Source organism: Cupriavidus sp. SK-3 (assembly GCF_000611145.1).
In the GTDB taxonomy this organism is placed as follows: Bacteria; Pseudomonadota; Gammaproteobacteria; order Burkholderiales; family Burkholderiaceae; genus Cupriavidus.
On sequence record NZ_JFJV02000091.1, the window covers coordinates 1 to 20240 of the forward strand.

Below are 20240 nucleotides of genomic sequence, written 5' to 3' on the forward strand. Positions count from 1 at the left end.
CGCCCGCCGCCGCCGCCGCCACCACCACCACCGGCACGTCCGCCGCCGCTGTAGCCACCGCCGCCGCCGCCGCGCCCGGCCGGCGAGGCGTGCGCGCTGCTGCGTCCACGGTCGAAATCCCGCTGCGAGGATGCACCGCCGCCACCGACACCCTGGAAGGCGTTGTCGCGCCCGCCCTGGCGGTCTGCTACCTGGCTTCGGTTGCCCCCTGCGCCGCCCCCCGCGCCACCTCGATCGCCAGCAGCGCCAGCCCGGTCAGACGGCCCGCCGCGGTCCCCTGCGCGGTTCCCCGCACGGTCTCCTGCACGTTCCCCGCCGCGATCTCCCGCGCGTTCCCCGCCGCGATCTCCCGCGCGTTCCCCCCCGCGATTTCCCGCGCGGTCGGAAACGCCGGCACGATCACCGGCGCTGCCCCGGTCAGCCGCGCCCTGGCGGCCGCCTGCATCGCCGCGGCCCCGGTAATCATTGCGCCCGTCGGCGCCCGCCACATTGCGGCCAAACTTCTCGCGCGAGGCGTTATCGCGGTAGGCGACGCCCTTGCGGTGGCTGGCGTCATGCTGCCATTTCCCATTCTGCGTCTTGGTGCGGTCGAAATTCCGGTCGATGTTGGCGGCCTTGTTGACATTGATATTGACGTCGCCACCCCCCCAGTTGCAGTTGCCGAAAATCGCGCCGGCTGCCGCCAGGCCGACACCCCACGCGAAGCCGGTGGCCAGTGCGGCGCCGGGGTAATAGGCCGGGTAGGGGGGCCAGTAGGTGGGCGGGTAGGCCGGATAGCTCCAGGCGCCGTACACCACCGAGGGGTTGTATGCCGGCACATAGACGACTTCCGGGCTGGCAGGTTCGATCTTGACGATGGTCTGCCCCGACTGGCCGGCGACGGTCCCGGTCTCGGTGATCACCTTCTGCTGCTCATTGGATTTAAGGTTGCCCGATTGCTGCGCGCGGCCCCGCAGGCGCTGCACCGCGGCGAGCACGTCGCTCTCCTGCGCGAGGAAGGCATCGCCCAGTTTCTGCGTCCATTCGAGCTTGTCACTCATCGGCTCCAGGATCTGCGGGAAGGCAACCAGCGACTTGACACTGACATCCCACTTCTCGTTACCCACCGCCTTGACCGCCGCATCTCCCTTGACGCTGGGGTTGGCCTTGACCCAGCGCGCCGCTTGCACGATCTCCAGCGGGTAGGTCGATGCCATCAGGACCTGCGACAACACGGAATCCGGATAAAGGGCAATCGGCGCGACCAGCGCCTCGATTTCCTCTGGCTTAAAGGTTGGCGCGGCCTGGTCCTGGGCATTGACAGTGCCTGATGCGAACACCAGTCCAATGAGGAACCACGCGCATATGGTCTGAGCCAGTCGCTTACCACATGGAATCATGGCCGCTCCTCTCGACTGATCAAGGCACTTGACGGGTGACTAGAGCTTCTCGTGCGAAAGCGCATTGGCCCGGCGCGGCATATGCGCATTTAACGCAAGGCCTTTGCATCTACGTGCGGGGCATGCGGGGTCCTGGCCAGGCTCTACACCGAAGTTGCAGCCGGAATGGGTCGCCGATGGCAACTTACCAATGCAGCACCAACTGAGATGCACTTTCTGCCCGATTCGCCATTTGACCATAGAGCACAGTTGCAATAACTTCAACTACTCCACACCTCTCGGGCCAGACCCCATCGCGGCATTCCTGTTGTGCCTGCCCCTCCGCCCGCTGCGCCTGCGCTCGCGGGCCAGCGCCAACTTGCAGCATGGTTCGCAGCAACGCGGCCTCGCAAAGACGGGTCGGAGTTGAATAGCGAAATGGCGGAGATATGCGCGACGCCATGGCAGGCATGGCGGTGAACTACGATGAGAGGGAAACGCAACGATCGGCAGGGGCGTTCGCTCACGTCAATGAAGCGATGGGGCATCGTCATGCCCGACGTTCCTTTGACTTTTGTGGAGCGGACACCAATACTAGCTCGTAGTCTGCGGATTCGATGTGGCGCGGCAGCCGCAAGCATTCCATCAATGCTGCCGCCATGAAGAATTTGAAACGGGAGAGGATTATGCTAAAGGCGGCCACATCAGTCATGTTTGCGATGGCGATCATTGCTTCACCGGTTTGGGCTCAGACCGCTTCCGGCGCGGGTGGGCAAAGTCATAATGATGCAATCGTGAAGATGCGGCAGGAAGAGGCCGCCGCCAGGAAGGAGTACAAGCGCAAGGTCGCCGAAGCGCAAAAGGTTTTCGACGAGCAAAAAGCGGCTGCGAAAAAAGAGCGTGACGCTGCAATCGCTGCCGCACGCGCCGCAGCCGGGCAGAAATGACTGGCTGCCCGCCAGGGCTGCCCGTTCCTGCGTTCAGGCGTTAGCGGTTTCGCGTCGCGCGGCAACGGCCTGTCCGGCGCAACGTGCCGCCAGCTTGCCAGTCACTGCGGGACGGGGTTTCCGCAGCCTGGCGGACTTGCCACGGGGCGACGCCAAGCCACCGAATTCGTGCGCCAGAATTTGTAGCATGTCGCGCCGCCGATGCCCATGGATTCCCTTTTGTTCGCAGCATGACCTCGTCGTCTCCAGGTGAACATGCCCGGTCTCAATGAATTCTTGGAAGCGATCCCGGTAAGCAACCCTGGCTGATGGGCCGGTCGAGGCGGCAAGCACCATTATCCTGGAGCGCGAAGTCCCGACTCTACTCTGCGTTGTCCATTGAGCGGCCACGGCCTTATGAGCAAGCCGGATTCCTCGTCCCCGCTCCCCGAACCGGGCCGTATTGCGCGCCGGACGAAGGGCGCCGATCAGACCGCCTGGGGCTGGTGGCTGCCGGGATTGCGCACGCTTCGCGAATACCACGTGGCGTGGCTGCGGTACGACATCGTGGCAGGGCTTGTGCTGACCACGATGCTGGTACCTGTCGGCATCGCCTATGCGGTGGCGTCGGGTTTGCCCGGTATCCATGGCCTCTACGCGACTATCGTTCCGCTGCTCGTCTACGCGGTGTTCGGACCCAGCCGGATTCTGGTGCTGGGGCCGGATTCATCGCTGGCCGCCGTCATCCTCGCTGTCATCCTGCCACTGTCCGGGGGCGACGCGAATCGCGCGGTCGCCCTTGCGGGCATGATGGCGGTCGTCTCGGGGACGATGTGTATCCTGGCCGGCATCGCCCGCCTGGGCTTCATCACCGAGCTTCTTTCCAAGCCGATTCGCTATGGCTACATGAACGGGATCGCGCTGACGGTATTGATCAGCCAATTGCCCAAGCTTTTCGGTTTTTCGATCCAGGGCGAAGGACCGCTGAGAAATCTATGGGCCATCGCCACAGCGGTGATGGATGGAAAGACCAACTGGACCACGTTCACGGTCGGCGCATCCACCCTGGCGGTGATCCTGCTGCTCAAGGGCAACAAGCGCTTGCCGGGCATCCTGATCGCGGTGGTTGGCGCAACCATCGCCGTTGGCATGCTGGACCTCGCAGCGCGCGGCGGGGTGTCGGTCCTCGGTCCGCTGCCGCAAGGCCTGCCAGCGCTCGCCATCCCCTGGATCACCAGCGCCGATATCGTCCCCGTTCTGATCGGCGGCTTTGCCGTTGCCCTTGTCTCGTTCGCGGACACCAGCGTGCTCTCTCGTGTCTATGCGGCGCGGACCCGCACCTATGTCGACCCGAACCAGGAGATGGTGGGACTCGGCCTCGCCAATCTGGCTGCGGGGTTTTTTCAGGGCTTCCCCATCAGCAGTAGTTCGTCGCGTACTCCCGTGGCCGAGGCCGCGGGCGCCAGAACCCAACTGTCCGGCGTAGTCGGTGCGCTCGCTGTTTCCTTGCTGCTGCTGGCGGCGCCGGATCTGCTGCGGCATTTGCCCACCAGCGCACTCGCCGCGGTCGTGATCGCATCGGCCATCGGGCTGATCGAGATCACCGACCTGCGGCGAATCTATCGCATCCAGCGCTGGGAGTGCTGGCTATCGATCTTCTGTACAGTTGGCGTGGTTGTGCTGGGCGCGATTGAAGGCATCGGCCTGGCCATCGTAGTTGCCGTCATCGAATTTCTCTGGGATGGCTGGCGCCCATACTCCGCGGTTCTTGGGCGCGCCGATGGCGTCAAGGGGTACCATGACATCAAGCGCTATCCCGAGGCACGGCTCATCCCCGGCCTGGTCCTGTTTCGCTGGGATGCGCCCTTGTTCTTTGCCAACGCGGAATTGTTCCATGACCGGGCGCTGGATGCGGTGGCTGCATCGCCCACGCCGGTGCGCTGGCTGGTTGTTTCGGCGGAGCCGGTCACCAGCGTGGACGTGACCTCCGCCGACATGCTTGCCGAGTTGGACGACGCCTTGCACTCGGCTGGCATCAAGTTCTGCGTGGCCGAGATGAAGGATCCCGTCAAGGACAAGCTGAAGCGATTCGGGCTTTTCGCGCGGTTTGGCGAAGCGGCATTCTTTCCGACACTCGGTGCGGCCGTCAGCAAATATCTCGCGACTTATCCGGTGGATTGGGTGGACTGGGAAGACGAGGATCGCTGAGCGGCATCACTTGCATTACTTGCATCACTTGCGCATTCGGTCGCCTCCGAGCGGATCCACGATGATCATCGTGCGATCCAGTACGCCCTGGTCGTCAAAGTAGACACTGAAGTGGGCAGGCAGATAGCCATTCGCATAGAGCCGGTAGGACCATGCCTCGCGCTTCATGAGCGGATAGTACTGGACAGGCTCCCGCGGCAGGCCGAAGCGCTCAGTCACGTCGCGCTTGGTCCAGACGCCTGGCTTTGCCTCGTAGATCTCTTTCTCGGTCAACATCTGGCGGAAGCTGACGAGCCTTGCGTTCGCGTCAAAATCCGCGGCGTAGACTTCAAATCCCATGGGCTGGTGCGAATAGATCCATCGTGTGGTGCCGTCGGCGAGCGCATAGGTCTCAGTAGGCGCGCCAAAGGTCTCGCGAACGGAGCTTTCCGGGCTGCCGATCATCTGCTGCGCAGTCTGCACGGGTTGCAGGGACGCACAGGCCGACAGCGCAACCGCGGTGCCGGCCAGCCACTGGGCTAAGCGATATTGCATCACCATCCTCCACTGCAGAAGGTAAGGTTACTTTCCACCGGTTCAATCCAAGCATAGTCCATCCGCTACATTCCGGACCCTGCTCCCGGCCCCCTTTGCGCCAGCCCCGATGCTGCCCGTGCTGCCGCGTCGGCGAGGAAACCCCGGCTGTTGGCAGGTGCGTCAGGGCCCATGCACGAACTCCACCTGGATATTCATGCGCACGGCGTCGTCCACGGCGGGGAACCATGCTGCCAGGTCGAATTCCCGCCGGCTGACTTCTCCGACCGCGGAGAAGGCAAGCGTGTCATCGCGTCGTGGATCTCCGATAGGGCCGGCTGGTGTTACGAGAAGGCTGATCGAGCGCGTGATGCCGCGGACCGTGAGGTTGCCAATAAGGCACCCGCTGCCTTCCCCGGTCCGCACAAAGCGGGTACTGACAAAGCGGATCTCCGGATAGCGGGCCACATCGAGCATGCCGCTGCCCCGGATGAGCGGGGACAGGATGCGCGGGCGCGCCTCGACGCTAGCGGCATCGATGGTCACCGTGACCCGGCCGGAGTCAAGGCCGGCCTGCGTTCCTTCGAGCTGCGCATTCATCCGGTGAAAGCGCATCCTGATCTTTGAGCGCGAGAAGGCGTCGACATCGAGCGTGACGCTGGAGTGTTGTGGCACCAGCACGTAGCGATCGGGCCGCCCGTCCGCGTCGGCTGTCTGGGCCTGGATGGCGGCGCCCGCCAGCGATGCGAATGCGGCGAGCACAAGTTTGGCGATCGCGTGCCCACGGGTGGCCCGGAACCGGAGTGGCAAATCGCGCACGCTTTCTCCTCGGCCGAAGCGTTGTGGTCTGTCTGGGTAAACGCGTGGCGGCCAGGATTTATTCCATTCCGCGCAGCCGCAAAGGCCGAAAGGGGCAGTCAGGATGGAGCAGGGCGAGGCCGTGTTACCCGTACCGGCCCCCGCCCGGGCAGGCCGGACGGGGGCCATGGCAAGACTCTGACTCTTCTCGCGGAGGTAGCCTGCAAACGCGCCTGGCTTCAGGCTCTACTTCTTTTTGCCTTTGTGCTGTTCCCCGCCCGACTTCCGATAACGCTCGAGATACTCGTCGCGCAGTTTGCGCACACAGCGGCCGATCTTCACATAGTCCTCTTCGTTGAGGTTGGCCAGCGAAACCCGTCCCGACGGGTGGCGCGTACCGAATCCCTTGCCAGGCAGCAGTACCACGCCCGCCTCCTCGGCCAGGCGGAACAGCAACTCGTGGGGCTGAATCGAATCAAGGAGCCATTTGACAAAATCCGGCCCGACGTCCTTGCTTTGCTGTTCGACGTCGAGCAGTGTGTAATAGTCGACCACGTTCGGATCCACAGGTTCGGGGGCTGCACCCATGCCGCGATACAACGCTGCCTTGCGGCTTCGGATCAACCGCTTCATGGCGTTCTTGTAGCTCTCGGTCGAATCCATCAGGGAAAACAGAGAGAACAGCACCATCTGCACCTGCTGCGGGGTGGAAAGGCCCGCCGTGTGATTGAGCGCCACCGTGCGGCTGTCCGCCACGATGCGATCGATGAACGGCAACTTGTCCGGTTCGGTAGTAATCGATGCGTAGCGATGGTGCAGGTCCTGGCGTGCGGCTTTTGGCAAGTTCGAGAGCATTTCATCGAACAGATTCGACTTATGGGTCGCGATCACGCCTAGCCGCCAGCCGGTTGCGCCAAAGTACTTGGAGAACGAGTACACCAGGATGGTGTTCTTCGGGCACATGGCAAATAGCGACACAAAGTTGTCGGCAAAGGTGCCATACACGTCGTCGGTCAGGATGATCAGGTCCGGACGTTCCTTGACGATGGCAGCGAGATAGTTGAGGCTCTCGTCGCTCATTCGCACCGAGGGTGGATTGCTCGGATTCACAAGGAAAAAGGCCTTGACCTTCGGGTCGCGCAGCTTGTCGAGCTCCTTGTTGGGGTATTGCCAGCCAGCAGTCGGATCCGCTTCGATCTTCAGTTCGGCCAGGTCATACTCCTTCAGTTCCGGGATCTCGATATAGGGCGTAAAGATGGGCACGCCCAGTGCGATCGTGTCACCGGCCTTGAGCAGCCCGTTGACCTTCATCGAATTGAACAGATAAGTCATCGCCGCGGTACCGCCCTCGACCGCGTACAAGTCAAAATCGCCCAAAAAGGGATGCGTGCCAATCATTTCCTTTCGGATGTATTGCTTGACGATTTTCTCGCTAAGCCTGAGCATGCGATCCGGTACCGGATAGTTGCAGGCCAGGATGCCTTCGCACATCTCGTAGAGGAAATCGCCCCCGTCATGGCCGAGCTGGTCTCGCACGAAAGAGACGGCGCCTGCCAGGAACCTGACCCCCGGGGTGTCGCGGTGATAACGCGCGAAGAGATCGAAGCGCTCCTCGATGCCAGACCGCCGGGGAAAACCCCCGACGCCTTCCGCGAGGTAAGAAAAGGACCGTTCGGATTCGGTCATGGCAAACAAGCCAAGCTGCCAGAAGCCATGGCGCGGCACGGTTGCAAGGAAGTTGGGATTACCGCGTCCGGCGTTAAGCATCAAACGGTTCGTGACGCTCCCGGCCAGCTTGATCAATTCATCCTTGAGTTCAAACGGCGAGAGACTTTCCAACTTCGACGGATCTGGCTTGCTCATGGCGCATTCCCCCATAAAATGGTGCATAGCGGAGATAAATAGTCAATCAACGCATCACGGAATCCATTCTAGTCAATGGCGTGAACTTCAGAATCGTGATCCTGTTGCGATCAGCGTCCCATCCGGCGGTCGTAGCTTTGCGAGATACGATCGAGCAGGCCGGGATCGCGCGAGTCACTGGTGTTGAACTGCACGCGCACGCTGCCGTCGGCCTGCTGCCGCACGCTGGCGGTCACGGTGCTGCCGTTGCGCTGGCCCGCGACCGTACCGCTTGCCTGGTCCTGAACGTTGATCGCCACGCCCTGATCGCGCATGGCGTCCGCGGCGGCGGAGAACGAACGGTCATAGCTCGCGGGTACGGTGCCGGCCGGATAGCCATAGTAGGTACAACCCGAGACGGCCAGGATGGCGCCAAATGTCAGGGTAGCAAGCAGGTTCTTCATGGTGAGACCTTCCTCCAGCCGGGGCCGGGGTCAAAAGTGTTCATTGCCGACGCCTTGACGGCGCCGTCGGCACCCAGGTCGCGTTCATAGACCTGGCCCTCGTGGCTCACCATGAAGCTCATCACGCCAGTGTCCTGGTAGCGCACGGGCCAGGCGATGACGGCGAATCCGCCGAAGAGCTTGCCGTTGACTATGTAGTCGAATGCGCCGCCCGGCGCGTGCGGGCCTTGCGATGTGAGGAGCTTGTAGTGATAGCCATAGTAGCCATCCTTTCCGGCATTGCGCGTGCCGGCTCCCATGAAACCCGGGCCGAGCGGGCTCGCTGGCTCACCGGCGCGAGTTGGCCAGTACAATCCGTCCCGCTTTCCGGGGGAACTCGACAGCCTGGCCGCATAGGCGAGCACGGCGCTGCCGTCGTGGGCGGCCAGGGCGTATTCGTTCTGCGCATCGTGGATGGCCAGCATCGTCTGGATCACGGCCAGTTCGTTCCTCCCGACGCGGCGTACACGCATTTCCTCTGCCCCGGCGCGCGTGTCGAACTGCCAGCCGTGGGCTGACTTCACGAGAGGGATGGGCAGGGTCCAACCGTCGTTGCCCACGGCGATGTATGCGCGATGGTCGACCGGCTGGAGTGCATGGGCACGCCCCCAGGCCGCCAGAAACTGGTATCGGACTTCGGCACCCACGGGCGGTATCAGGTCACGAAAGTTGGCGCCCAGAAGGCGCTTCATTGCCGCCTCGTCATCATTGAGTACCGCGTCGCCAAATGCCCTCATCGCTGCTTCGGGCGATGCAAACACCTGATTTGCGTGTGCGGCAGATACCGCCCCGAGCCCCGACAGCAGCGCACTGAGCACGGAGAATATCGTGATGAAGAGCCGGCCTTGACGACATAGCCGAGGTGATTTCATGCCCGTCTCTCCTTAGCGCCGGCCGCCGCCGCCGCGTCCGCCACCGCCAAATCCGCCCCCGCCGCCACGGCCGCCGCCTCCGTAGCCTCCCGCGCCACCACCGCTCGGGCGGTTGAACCCGGAAGACTGCATGCTGGACTGTCCCCGGCTGACGTCGCGTTGCGCGACATTCCCGCCGCCGACACCCTGGAAGGAGTTGTCGCGGCCGCCGAAGCCAGCGCTGTACCGGTCGGCATCCCTGGCGCGGTCGGACGTGCCGGGCCTGTTTGAAGCGCCGGCGCGATCGGACGTGCCAGGCCTGCTTGAAGCTCCGGTACGATCACCAGTGCCGGCCCTGTCACCAGCCGCGGCCCGGTCGGCAACGCTGGTGCGCCCGCCGGTGGCCCCCTCGCGACCACGGAAGTCCGCGCGCCTGTCGGCGCCAGCCACGCTGCGGCCAAACTTCTCGCGAGACGCATTGTCGCGGTAGGCAACACCCTTGCGATGGCTCGCGTCGTGCTGCCAGCGTCCGCCCTGGGCCTTGTTGCGATCGAAGTGGTGGTCGATGTGGGCGCCACGGTTGATGTCGATGTTGATGTTGCCACCGCCCCAGTTACAGTTGCCAAAGATCGCACCTGCGGCGGCAAAGCCAAGTCCCCACGCGAACCCGCCGAGGAGGGCGCCCCCGGGATAGTACGCGGGGTACGGTGGCCAGTAGTAGGGCGGGTAGGCCGGATAACCCCATCCGCCATAGACAATGGCGGGGTCATAGGCGGGGACATAGATGACCTGCGGGTTAGCCGGCTCGATGCGAACGATTGTGGGCGACACCGCCTCGGCCGTTGTCGCCTGCTCCACGATCACCCGTTGCTGCTCATTCGACTGCAGGTTGCCGGCTTTCTGGGCCCGCGAGCGCAGGCGCTGCACTGCAGCCAGTACTTCCTTTTCTTGCGCGAGAACGGCGTCGCCAAGCCTCTGCGTCCAGTCGAGCTTGTCATACATAGGCTCAAGGACCTGAGGAAAGGCGACCAGCGACTTTACGCTGACGTCCCATGATTCGTTCGCGACAGCCTGGACCGCATCATCGCCCTTGAGGTTCGGATGGGCCTTGACCCAGCGAGCGGCATACACGATCTCCAGGGGATACGTGGAAGCCATCAGCACTTGGGACAGCACCGAGTCCGGGTAGAGCGCGATTGGCGCGACCAATGCCTCGATCTCTTCTGGCTTGAAGGAAGGCGCGGCCTGCTCCTGGGCATTCAGAACGCCTGATGCGAGCAGTGTCCCAACGAGGAACCACGCCCGGAGGACTTGAGCCAGCCGCTTACTACATGCACGCATGGCTACTCCCCCTCGACTGAGTGAGACATATGCACGAGTCCCCACCCAAGCGGCTGGGGCGAAAGGCTATCGAGATCAAACCGCGCACCGCTAGTTCAGGAAAGAATCATGATGACGACCATGCCCCAGATCGTCAGGAACGTGTTCCCCACAGCATAGGTAACGGTGTAACCAAGACCCGGAACCTGGCTCTTCGCCGCTTCGCAGACCATACCCAGCGCAGCTGTGGTGGTCCGCGCGCCGGCGCATACCCCCAGCAAAATAGCGGGATGAAAATGGAATACGTACTTGGCGATCAGCATTCCGACAATGAGCGGCACCGACGTCGCAAAGATGCCCCAGAGGAAAAGACTGATCCCAAGCTTCTGCAAGCCAGCGACAAATCCGGGGCCTGCGGAGATTCCGACAACTGCAATGAAGACATTGAGTCCAACCGAGTTCATGAACCAGACCGTAGGCTCCGGTATGCGACCGAAGGTCGGGCGGATGGCCCGGTACCATCCGAAGATAATGCCGGCAATCAGCGCGCCACCGGCCGTGGAAATGGTCAAGGGAACACCGCCCACCTTCAGGACGATCGCGCCGATCAACGCGCCAACAGTGATTGCAAGCGACATGGTGGCCACGTCCGTCACCGATGTGGGCCGATCGATGTAGCCGAGCTTCTTCGCGGTCGCGTTGATGTCTTGTGTACGTCCAACCACTGTGACGACGTCGGCGCGGTAGAGTTTCGTCTTGGGCAAGACCGGGATCACGGTTTCGGTTGGCCCGCGCTTGATCCTCTTGAGGAACACCCCGCGCGCGCCCGGCCAGCGGGCCAATTCCTGCAGGGTAAGGCCATCCACCTCCTTGTTGGTGACGTAGATATCAACACCCTCGGTCTGGATATTGAGCAACTCCGCGTCTTCGACTTCCCTGCCGCTTGGACCGAGGCGCTCTATCATCTGGTGGCGCTTTCCGCCAATCGCAACAATGTCGCCCGGCTCCAGCCGGGTGCCAAGGTCCACCTCCATCACCTTGCCGCCACGACGAATGCGTTCAACGAAGGCTCTGACGCCTTCCTGCGTGCCGGATTCCAGTTCGCCAACAGACTTGCCGATATAGGGGCTGTTTGGCGCCAGTGAGTAGGCGCGCAGTTCGAATTCGTGCCACTCCGTGCCGGCCGCGCCCGGCTCTCCCGCACCCAGGCCCTTCTCGTAATCCTTGCACGCGGCCACCAGGTCGATACCCAGAAGCTTCGGGCCGATCTGCGCCAGGATGATCGCCGAACCCACCGTGCCGAAGATATACGTAACCGCGTACGCGATTGGCATGCCGTCAAGCATTTGTTTCGCCTCATCCGGTGGCAAGCCGAGCCGGTTGATCGCGTCTGTGGCCAATCCCATGGACGCGGAGATCGTTTGCGATCCCGCGAGGAGCCCGGCAGCCGAACCCAGGTCATACCCGGCCATCATTGCTGCTCCGACTGACGATGCCAGGCACAGCACACACATGATCAAGGCAAAGATGGCTTGTGGCACGCCGTCCTTGGCGATGCCGCGTACGAACTGCGGACCCACGCCATATCCCACCGCGAACAAGAACATGAGAAAGAAGACAGACTTCACATTGGCGGAGATTTTCACGCCCAGGATCCCGATGACGATCGCCACGAGCAGCGTCGACGTTACAGCGCCCAGGCTGAAGCCCTTGTAGCTTTTTCCGCCAATCCAGTACCCGATTCCCAGCGCGAGAAATATCGCAATTTCCGGATACGCTTTGAGTGTTGTAACGAACCAGGACATAGCCACCTCCATGAGCTATGGGTAGGTCAAAACGGGCGCCTCCGCTCCCGCAGTAGTCCATCGCAATGATTCCTGATGAATCCCGATGGCAAACGCAGGAAACGAATCATCCTGTTTTTCGCCTGAGCGCTTCCAAGGCTTCGGGCTTGAGCAACTCGAGGCCACGCGCCGCGTTGTATCCGTGAATCTCCTTGACATCCAGCTTGCGCATGAATGCAATGGTTTCCGGCGTGATAACTTGCCCGGGGACCATGATTGGGAACCCGGGAGGATAGGGGATCACGAACTTGGCGGAAACCAGTTCCGGGCCGTTCTTCAGTCGTTCGTCGACGCGAGCGTCATTTAGCCCGATACACTCACAGGCCTGCGCGTTGTAGGCAAGATAATACGCAGCGCGCATGTCACCTTCCGGCGTTGCGCTCTCGCTGTTCTCGCGCAGCGCATTGTGGAATCGGCTGAAGTTCGGAAGCTCTGGCACGTCCTCAACCAATCCCTTCACGCGCGCTTCAAAACTGGCTCGCACGCTATCGCCGCCGATGTCCAGTTCACGCTCCAGTGCGCGGGATATGTCCGCAAGTGTCTTGATGAGGTGCGCCATGTCGCTGCGCGTATTGTTGATATTGATCTGCACCAGCACGCTATTGCGCGACGTCTTGTTGATCTGGATGTCGTAGGTTTCGGCGAGCAGTCCCTTGAAGCGTGTACCGTCGTAGCCCGCATTGCCGCACAGCAGCGTGATGCGGGTCGGATCGAGGAAAAACTCGTCTTTGCGCAAGGCCTGGGTAGCGTCGGAGACAGTACTGCCTGGCATTCCGTAATCGGAAAATCCGGTGACGCGATACTCCGGCGGAATCATTTCCGCTGGCGTGGCAGCATGGAAGTACTTCGAGATCAGCGGATGATTGTTGATCTCTTTGCGGATCTCCATGGCAAGCTGCAGGGCCCGCTGCACGAGTTCGTACCCTTCCAGTTCCATTTGCCGCCGGGCTACATCGATGGAGGCAATGATCTGCAGGTTTGGCGATGTGGAAGTATGCGTGAAGAACGCCTCCTTGAACTGTGCCTCGACGGTATGGAATTCCTGATCGGCGACGACAATGATCGAGCCCTGGCGCAGGGACGACATTGACTTGTGGATTGACTCGGTTTCGTAGACGCGTACCTTGATCTGGTCCGGGTCAGGCAGCAATGGCATGTCGAGCAGTCGCAAGTCGGTGTCGCCAATGCCATCGAGCGAATTTTTAAAGGCTTCGTATTTGTCGCGATACAGCGGATCATGTATCAGCTCGCGCAACCTGGCGGCGCCACCCATCGCGGTGCGCATGCGCAGCAGTGGCGAGAATCGCGCAAAGCCGAACCATGCCTCGTCCCAGAGGAAGACAAGATCGGGCTTGATGGCAAGGCACTCCAGCATTGTTTGTTCCACGTTGGCGATGTGGCCGTCAAACGTGCAATTGGTAAGCACCAGCATCTTGGCCCGGTCGAGCTTGCCTTCGGCCTTGAGCGCCAGCAGTGCCTGCTTGATGGGACGGATCGCCAGGCTGCCGTACATGGAGTACTGCGTCAGCGGATAGGCATCGATGTAGAGAGGCAGCGCGCCGGCCAGCACGATGCCGTAGTGGTGCGACTTGTGGCAGTCGCGGTCGATCAGTACGATGTCGCCCGGGGTGAGCAGTGCCTGGTGCACAATCTTGTTGGCGGTCGAGGTGCCATTCGTGACGAAGAAGGCGCGGTCGCCGCCGAATGCCCGCGCGGCTTTCTCCTGAGCCTGCTTGATATTGCCGGTTGGCTCCAGAAGGCTATCCAGCCCGCCGGTGGTGGCGCACGATTCCGCGAGAAACAGGTTGGCGCCGTAGAACTCGCCCATGTCGCGGATCCAGTTTGACTTGAAGACGGACTTGCCCCGGGCGATCGGCAGCGCGTGGAAGGTGCCAATCGGGCGCGCCGCATAGTGCTTCAGGTTGTCAAAATACGGGGTATCGTATCGGTCCTTGATGCCATCCAGAATGGCAAGGTGGATTTCCATCGGTTCTTCCGCGCCGTAGAAAATCCGGCGAAGGGGCGCGGCCTCCTCGGACCCGGCAAGGTGACCGATATCTCGGTCGGTGGACAGGAACACATCGAGCTCGGGGCGCAGGCCTCGGAGCAGGCGAGCAAGCGCTGTTCCCATATCCTCCATGGCTGAACCGGTGCCCGTTGGCGTATTGCGCACGATGATGTCGCGCAGCGCCGGGGACGTATATTGCGATGCAAAGGCGAAGCCGTCGACGATCACAACCGACTGAAGATTGCAGTTGAATATCGCGGCAAGTATGGCGTCTTCAAAACTGCCAACCACAACGGTTTCATAAATGAAATGATCGTCGTCTCGCCGCAGCCTGCGGAACGATTCACGCAGGTCGGGCCAGGTTGAGCGCTCGCCGGCCGCCACCAGCAATACCTCGAAATACGGCTTGCGGCTCTGTCCACGGCCGATCGATGGTGGCAGGAAATCCGGAAGATGCGACTCACCTTCGTCCTCGATGATCCAGGCCTCTCTATTGTCCCGGTAGCTATTGGAAAGCAGGGCGCTGCTGATACGCTGCACAATGCGCTCCAGGCCAACCCGGTCCCCGCTTGCCAGGCGCTCCTGCACCTGTGCAATCAAGTGCGGTCCGGGATATGCGTTCAACTCTTCGATTGGATGCAACTCTTCCAACACAGCAATGGCTTGCTGACGCAATTCATCCCCGTTTTGCGCTGGCCGGGCGGCCAGGGTTCGCGTGATACGGTTGAGGGTGCGCCAGCGGTCGATACGTGCGTCCCAGGCGGAGAAGAACTGGTTGAGCCCAAACTTCGGAGCCGTTGCTTCGGTTGCAGCCATGTCTTGCCTCCATCGTGCGAATGGGACAACATCGGAGCAGATCGCATCCCGCACGACGCCATACCCTGTTTGGGGTATGTTCGCGTGCGCGATGCCGGTTTGGCGCGTAGCGCGGCCTGCAACGAACGGCAACCTCAGTTCGTCAGTGGCGAGGAATGCTCTGCGCGATAGTGCAAGTCAAATATAGTGCGCATTTTGACGATCGGTAGAAAAATCCGGTCGTGGCTGGCAGTTCACTATCCGAGATTCGGAAGCGGCATGGCGTGTCCGCCGAGTGTTCGATGAGGGGGTATGTTCGTCAGGCGGGAGTGACGGATCGGGTCTCGCAGCCGTGCTGGTCGGGCTCACTGCCGCCATGGCGGGAGCCCGCCAACTCGCTGGAAAAGACAGCAAGACAGCTGGGGTGCGCGCCCCTCTTTCACAGTGTGGCGCTTCAATGGCGAGGCGCGCTTGCTGATTGATCCTCAAACGCAGCGGCGCCGCCCGTTAGTAGCGGTGCATGGGACGGCGCTCCAGCATACCTCCGGCGCCATGCAACGGCACGAAGCGCGGAAGTCTCGCCGTTCGCACCTGACAATCAGAACATCTGCCTCAACTCCTGTTCAGGCGGCGCTGAATTTCGATGGGTTTCAGCTTCGAGATATTCTCATCGAGTTCTTCGAATACCGCCTTCTGGGCCGCCTTGCCCAAGTGCTCGCGCAGCTTGCCGAGAAACTTCGGCGCCGCGGCCAGGCGAAGCTTGTCGTAGCGATGCTCCTGGCCGGCCTGCTCGAGAAATTGCCCCAACATCCTCGCGAACGCGTCGTGCTCCCTCTCTATGGGGTCGGTGCGGGGTGGCACGGAATGACCCGGCTCGCCCTTGCCAGCGTAGCGTCCCTGGGCATCCTGGCGCAACTCGCCGTCCCTGGCGCGGCCCAGCGGGTTGATAAAATCCTGAATCTCATGGAAGTCGTTGCCTGTTCCATGGGCCTGGAAAATCCGGGCGCGACTGCTATCGGCGGTAATGGTCCAGATCGTCGTCATCGCCAGTTCCTCCCGTCAGGCCAGGTTCATGGTTCAAGGATAGGTCCTGCGGCGGCTGCCGTGGAGGTGCAAAGCTTCTCCGTTGAGCGGAATCCCATGTGGGACCGGAGCCGGTCGCACCCTGCATCCGACACTGCGGGATGAGCCATGTGCACGGAGCGTGACTTTGCATTGATGGGGATGACCGTTTGCCGACAGGTCAGGAGAATACGACGCCATTTCTCGCCCTATCGGGCAGTGCCTGCTTCCTTTGGCGAACCCATCCCGGGTCATCTATACTCTTTTTGATAAGTACCACCATAGCGTCACATTTCGCGCCAAGCTGGCGCGCTTTAGTGCCCGGGGGGAAGGTCGCCGGCAGTGCGCTTCGATGAGACGCCCGCCGGTGCCATTCGGGGGCGCGCATGCCTTGGCCATCTTCACCTTTGTCCATCTTGCACCTTGGCCCCATTGTGCTGGCGCGAGGTGCAGCTTTGCCCTCCCATGTCCTGCCCGCACGGGCGCACGCGTATCGTCAGAAGCCGCCGGCAGCCTGTACCGGAAAGGACACTCGACGCCGCAGTACAACTTACCTGGTTCGCATGCGAGGGTCGCAAGACCCCACATTGGCGGTTTGCGCGGATCACTTTAAACATACCGGTGTCCGGGATATTGCGAAAAGCGCTAATCGATCGGGTTTTCGTGATATTGCGAGAGAATCAGATATCTTCAGAAACGTTACCCGGCAACCATAAGGGAGACCGGGATGACACGCATCATCATTACTCACATTTCCGGTTCGAAGGCGCATCAGATCGAACAGTTTGAAGTTGACCGGTTCGATCAAATAGTCCTGGGACGGGACCCGGCGGCTACTGTCGTTTTCGACCCGCAGCGCGACGATCTGGTGAGCCGGCAGCATGCCGCAATTCAAATCAGGAAAGACGAACCCCCTCGCTATACGCTGGTCGACCTGGGCAGTAGCAACGGTACATTCCATAACGGCCGCGCGGTCAAGGATGAGACGCTGCTGGCGCCGGGCGATAGCATCGAACTGGGCGAGGGCGGACCGCGCCTGACGTTCGACCTTGAGCCGCGGCCCGTTGTTGCGCCCGCTCCGACACGCGTGAACGCAAAGGCAGTAGCTGAAACGCGGGTGAGCCGCCCTTCGGCGCCCACTCCCGGCGTCTCCGCGCAAGCCACGGACGATCGCGTGGGTAAGGAGACGGTGATACGGATGCTGGATCAGCAGAAGCGCTCGGCCGGGCGCAAGCTGCTCATCGGCGCTGGTGCGGTGGTGGTGCTGGGCGCCATCGTTGTCGGCGCATTTTCGCACTTCGGTATCCTGTTCGGGAAAAGTCCCGAGGCAATCGTCGCGGATTTCGGCGGGGCAACGGTGGTTGTGGAGGCCCGCTGGCATATCGTGGACAAGACCACGGGCCGCCCCGTTTACCAGCGCATCTGTATCGTCGAAAACCTGCGGCTTCCCTGCTTTATCCAGATCGATAACAGTCCCATTCAGCGCTGGCTGACGACTGACGACGACGATCATCGCGGCATTCCAATTGAAGTGGGTGGACGCGGCAGTGGATTTGTCGTCAAGGACCAGGGATTTATCCTGACGAACAAACACGTCGCCCAGGGGTGGAAGGTGCCGGGCTGGATGGACTTCGACTCGAATGGCGGCATACTGATTCGGGTCTCAACGGCTGGCCAGGGTGAAGTCAGCCTCGCCCGGATTAACCCAAAGGCCTTCAGGCATCTCAAAGGCTGGGACTTTGACCACCCGGTGAGGTTGATAAGGCCGAACTTCGCCGTGCCGGGAGGCATGGCGCTTGGCACCATGTCCATGGCCGTTCTCGAGGGGCGCAATGAAAACCTGGCGGTGCGCTTTCCCGATACGCGGGATAGCATCGAGGCACGCGTAGTCAAGTCGTCCGCCGAAGCGGACGTGGCTGAGATCAAAATTGATGCCACGCGCAAATTGCCTACCATCAACCTTGCCTCGGTGGGTTCCCGGCCACGCGTAGGCGAGCGCGTGACTGTGCTCGGCTATCCAGGCATATCCGAGGAAAAGCACGCGATCGTTCAATCGAGCGAAGGCGGAAATATTGCCAATCTCGTCGAATTGATTCCTCAGCCCACGGTAACGGAGGGCATCATCGCGAAGGTCGGCGACACCGTCAAGGCAGAGAAGAATGTTCAGACCTACGATGACCTCGGCGACGTCTATCAGCTGACGGTGACCGCCACGGGCCACGGCAACAGCGGCGGCCCGGTGTTCGACCGCGACGGCAAGGTGATCGGGCTGTTTACCTATTCCCGTTCCATGGGCGACGAACGCGTTACCTTCGCAGTGCCGATCAAGTACGGACTCGACTTGCTGCTTAACTGAGTTCACCGGGAACGCTTGCCATGTGCGCAGACCAGACTAGTCCAGCGGATCGATCCCGGCTTGCACTCAGGTGCGCGATGCTGAGCGATGTAGGTTGCGTCCGCGGGCGGAACGAAGACGCGGTCGGCTGCATGATTCCACGCGAGGACGATCCGTTCGCGCGTGCCGGTGCACTGGCTGTTGTGGCGGATGGCATGGGTGGGCACGCAGCAGGCGATGTGGCTAGCCAGATCGCGTTGCGCACGGTGCTTCACGAGTATTACCGTAGTGCGCGCGTGCCGGCAGCCGCACTGACAATGGCGTTTGTCGTTGCCGATCAGGCTATCCGTGATCGTGCCGCCGCCGACCCCGGTTGCGACGGGATGGGAACCACCTGTAGCGCGGTCGCCATTGTTGATGGCCTCGCATATATCGCCCACATCGGCGATAGCCGGATCTATCTCCTTCGCCAGGGCGCGTTCCGGCAATTGACGCAGGATGACTCGCTCGTCGGCAAGATGTTTCGCGATGGCCTGCTGACGGCGGAAGAAGCCAACAGGCACCCGGACCGGAATGTACTTCTGCGGGCGCTCGGGGCACCGGACCATGCGCCGTCGGTTTCGCCGGAAGGCTTTCCGCTGGCGCATGGCGACGTCCTGATGCTATGCACTGACGGCATATTCGGCCAGGTCGACGAGGCTACGATTACGTCCTTGCTCATGAAGCTTGACCCGGTCGATGCCTGTCGCAAGCTGATTGAACTCGCGCGCATGGCGGGCGGGCTGGATAACGCGTCGGTTGCGATCTGCAGTTTGCAGCGACAGCCGGCAACAGGTAGCGAGTCGGTTCGCTCAACGCGCGAGACCCGTCCTTTCTGAAAGCAGCATTAATGGTTTTGATGGACTCGCCATGTCAGCCAGGCAGATAGGCCACTACGAGATTCGCACCCTGCTGGGGCGCGGCGGGATCGGCGAGGTCTATGGCGCCTTCGATACCGAGCTCGAGCGTGATGTTGCCATCAAGACCCTGAGGCCGGAGCTAAGCCTCGACAAGGCATTCCTGGAGCGCTTTCGCGCGGAGGCCACAAGCCTTGCCAAGCTGAACCACCCGAACATCACGACGCTGTACGCGCTGTTCAAGGACGCCGATACCCTGTGCATGGTGATGGAGCTCGTTCATGGCCACACACTTGAGACCGTCCTGCAGCGCATCGGCCCGTTCACCGTGCGGGACAGTCTCGCGGTGATCATCCAGGCCATCATGGGTCTGCGCTACGCGCACAAGATGGGCGTGATTCACCGCGATATCAAACCATCGAACCTGATGTTGACGGACAGCGGCACGCTGAAGATCATGGATTTTGGCATCGCGCGCATTCAGGGTTCGCAACGCCTCACGCAACAAGGCGACATCGTCGGCACCCTGGCCTACGCGTCTCCCGAGCAATTGCGCGGCCAGGAGGGCGACGGCAGAAGCGACCTGTATGGCCTTGCGACCGTCCTGTACGAACTGATCTCCGGGCGGCTGCCTTTCAACGCCACCAGCGACTATGAATTGATCCGCGCGCAGGTGGAAACGCTGCCTCCGCCTTTGGCCTCGCTATGCCGGGATCTCGACCCCGGCGTCGAAAGGGCGCTGATGCGGGCGCTTGCCAAAGCCCCCGAAGAACGGTTCGACTCGGTAGAGGACTTTGGCCGTGCCCTGGGGGCTGCTTCGCTACTTGCCGATGCGCCCGATATCGTCAGCGAAGGCGTGCTTCAGAGGTTCAATGCGCCCGATCTCAAAACCACCCGCGTCGAGCGCGTGAGCTCAAGCATCGACACAAGCGTCAACCCAAGCGTAAACACAAGCGTCAATCCAAGCGTCAATCCAAGCGT

The 20240-nt window shown here is 61.8% G+C and carries 15 protein-coding genes; 5 read left to right on the plus strand and 10 right to left on the minus strand.

Going from position 1 to position 20240, the window contains the following annotated elements; all coding sequences use genetic code 11:
- The coding region (locus CF70_RS09425; RefSeq protein ID WP_035863458.1) for a DUF3300 domain-containing protein at positions 1 to 1379 on the minus strand (1379 nt) is incomplete at its 3' end.
- Between the two features lie 596 nt (positions 1380 to 1975).
- Here CF70_RS09425 and CF70_RS09430 point away from each other — a divergent pair.
- Entirely contained in the window at positions 1976 to 2305 is a 330-nt protein-coding gene (locus tag CF70_RS09430; protein ID WP_235184972.1) for a hypothetical protein, read from the plus strand.
- Positions 2306 to 2701: 396 nt separating this feature from the next.
- Entirely contained in the window at positions 2702 to 4492 is a 1791-nt protein-coding gene (locus tag CF70_RS09435; RefSeq protein WP_035863431.1) for a SulP family inorganic anion transporter, read from the plus strand.
- Positions 4493 to 4516: 24 nt separating this feature from the next.
- On the opposite strand, the gene CF70_RS09440 is transcribed toward CF70_RS09435, so the two are convergent.
- The 9 genes from CF70_RS09440 to CF70_RS09480 all read right to left on the minus strand — a co-directional run bounded on the left by CF70_RS09440 (position 4517) and on the right by CF70_RS09480 (position 16010).
- Positions 4517 to 5026, minus strand: a complete 510-nt coding sequence (locus CF70_RS09440; RefSeq protein ID WP_035863462.1) for a hypothetical protein — start codon at positions 5024 to 5026, stop codon at positions 4517 to 4519.
- A 162-nt stretch (positions 5027 to 5188) separates the two neighbouring features.
- Entirely contained in the window at positions 5189 to 5824 is a 636-nt protein-coding gene (locus tag CF70_RS09445) for a YceI family protein (protein WP_051648204.1), read from the minus strand.
- 225 nt (positions 5825 to 6049) lie between these two features.
- Positions 6050 to 7666, minus strand: coding sequence for a bifunctional aspartate transaminase/aspartate 4-decarboxylase (locus CF70_RS09450; RefSeq protein ID WP_035863433.1), 1617 nt, complete (start codon positions 7664 to 7666; stop codon positions 6050 to 6052).
- 110 nt (positions 7667 to 7776) lie between these two features.
- Entirely contained in the window at positions 7777 to 8109 is a 333-nt protein-coding gene (locus CF70_RS09455; RefSeq protein WP_035863435.1) for a hypothetical protein, read from the minus strand.
- Positions 8106 to 9020, minus strand: coding sequence for a DUF2950 domain-containing protein (locus tag CF70_RS09460; protein ID WP_035863436.1), 915 nt, complete (start codon positions 9018 to 9020; stop codon positions 8106 to 8108). Before CF70_RS09460 ends, CF70_RS09455 begins: the two co-directional genes overlap by 4 nt.
- A 12-nt stretch (positions 9021 to 9032) precedes the next feature.
- Complete coding sequence (locus CF70_RS09465) at positions 9033 to 10340, minus strand: DUF3300 domain-containing protein (RefSeq protein WP_035863438.1); 1308 nt, start codon at positions 10338 to 10340, stop codon at positions 9033 to 9035.
- Positions 10341 to 10435: 95 nt separating this feature from the next.
- The gene (gene aspT / locus CF70_RS09470; RefSeq protein WP_035863439.1) at positions 10436 to 12124 is read right to left on the minus strand and encodes an aspartate-alanine antiporter; all 1689 of its coding nucleotides are present in this window, start codon (positions 12122 to 12124) and stop codon (positions 10436 to 10438) included.
- Positions 12125 to 12230: 106 nt separating this feature from the next.
- On the minus strand, positions 12231 to 14987 hold the full coding sequence (locus CF70_RS09475; protein WP_035863441.1) for a decarboxylase: 2757 nt from the start codon (positions 14985 to 14987) through the stop codon (positions 12231 to 12233).
- A 591-nt stretch (positions 14988 to 15578) separates the two neighbouring features.
- Positions 15579 to 16010 carry a host attachment protein gene (locus CF70_RS09480; RefSeq protein WP_035863444.1) on the minus strand — a complete coding sequence of 144 codons (432 nt, stop codon included), beginning with the start codon at positions 16008 to 16010 and terminating at the stop codon, positions 15579 to 15581.
- 745 nt (positions 16011 to 16755) lie between these two features.
- Here CF70_RS09480 and CF70_RS09485 point away from each other — a divergent pair.
- From CF70_RS09485 to CF70_RS34685, 3 genes are all read left to right on the plus strand, one after another.
- The gene (locus CF70_RS09485) at positions 16756 to 18384 is read left to right on the plus strand and encodes a trypsin-like peptidase domain-containing protein (RefSeq protein WP_035863446.1); all 1629 of its coding nucleotides are present in this window, start codon (positions 16756 to 16758) and stop codon (positions 18382 to 18384) included.
- Positions 18385 to 18461: 77 nt separating this feature from the next.
- Positions 18462 to 19241 carry a protein phosphatase 2C domain-containing protein gene (locus CF70_RS09490; RefSeq protein ID WP_051648206.1) on the plus strand — a complete coding sequence of 260 codons (780 nt, stop codon included), beginning with the start codon at positions 18462 to 18464 and terminating at the stop codon, positions 19239 to 19241.
- 31 nt (positions 19242 to 19272) lie between these two features.
- A partial coding sequence (locus CF70_RS34685) for a serine/threonine protein kinase (RefSeq protein ID WP_152561758.1) occupies positions 19273 to 20240 on the plus strand: 968 nt, incomplete at its 3' end.

Bases quoted from the DNA above. Each gene is read 5' to 3' on its own strand.
- CF70_RS09450 (WP_035863433.1), bottom strand. From the start codon at position 7,666: ATGAGCAAGCCAGATCCGTCGAAGTTGGAAAGTCTCTCGCCGTTTGAA.
- CF70_RS09440 (WP_035863462.1), bottom strand. From the start codon at position 5,026: ATGCAATATCGCTTAGCCCAGTGGCTGGCCGGCACCGCGGTTGCGCTG.
- CF70_RS09485 (WP_035863446.1), top strand. From the start codon at position 16,756: ATGACACGCATCATCATTACTCACATTTCCGGTTCGAAGGCGCATCAG.
- CF70_RS09435 (WP_035863431.1), top strand. From the start codon at position 2,702: ATGAGCAAGCCGGATTCCTCGTCCCCGCTCCCCGAACCGGGCCGTATT.
- CF70_RS09475 (WP_035863441.1), bottom strand. From the start codon at position 14,987: ATGGCTGCAACCGAAGCAACGGCTCCGAAGTTTGGGCTCAACCAGTTC.
- CF70_RS09460 (WP_035863436.1), bottom strand. From the start codon at position 9,020: ATGAAATCACCTCGGCTATGTCGTCAAGGCCGGCTCTTCATCACGATA.
- CF70_RS09490 (WP_051648206.1), top strand. From the start codon at position 18,462: ATGCTGAGCGATGTAGGTTGCGTCCGCGGGCGGAACGAAGACGCGGTC.
- CF70_RS09465 (WP_035863438.1), bottom strand. From the start codon at position 10,340: ATGCGTGCATGTAGTAAGCGGCTGGCTCAAGTCCTCCGGGCGTGGTTC.
- CF70_RS09480 (WP_035863444.1), bottom strand. From the start codon at position 16,010: ATGACGACGATCTGGACCATTACCGCCGATAGCAGTCGCGCCCGGATT.
- CF70_RS09430 (WP_235184972.1), top strand. From the start codon at position 1,976: ATGTGGCGCGGCAGCCGCAAGCATTCCATCAATGCTGCCGCCATGAAG.
- CF70_RS09455 (WP_035863435.1), bottom strand. From the start codon at position 8,109: ATGAAGAACCTGCTTGCTACCCTGACATTTGGCGCCATCCTGGCCGTC.
- aspT (WP_035863439.1), bottom strand. From the start codon at position 12,124: ATGTCCTGGTTCGTTACAACACTCAAAGCGTATCCGGAAATTGCGATA.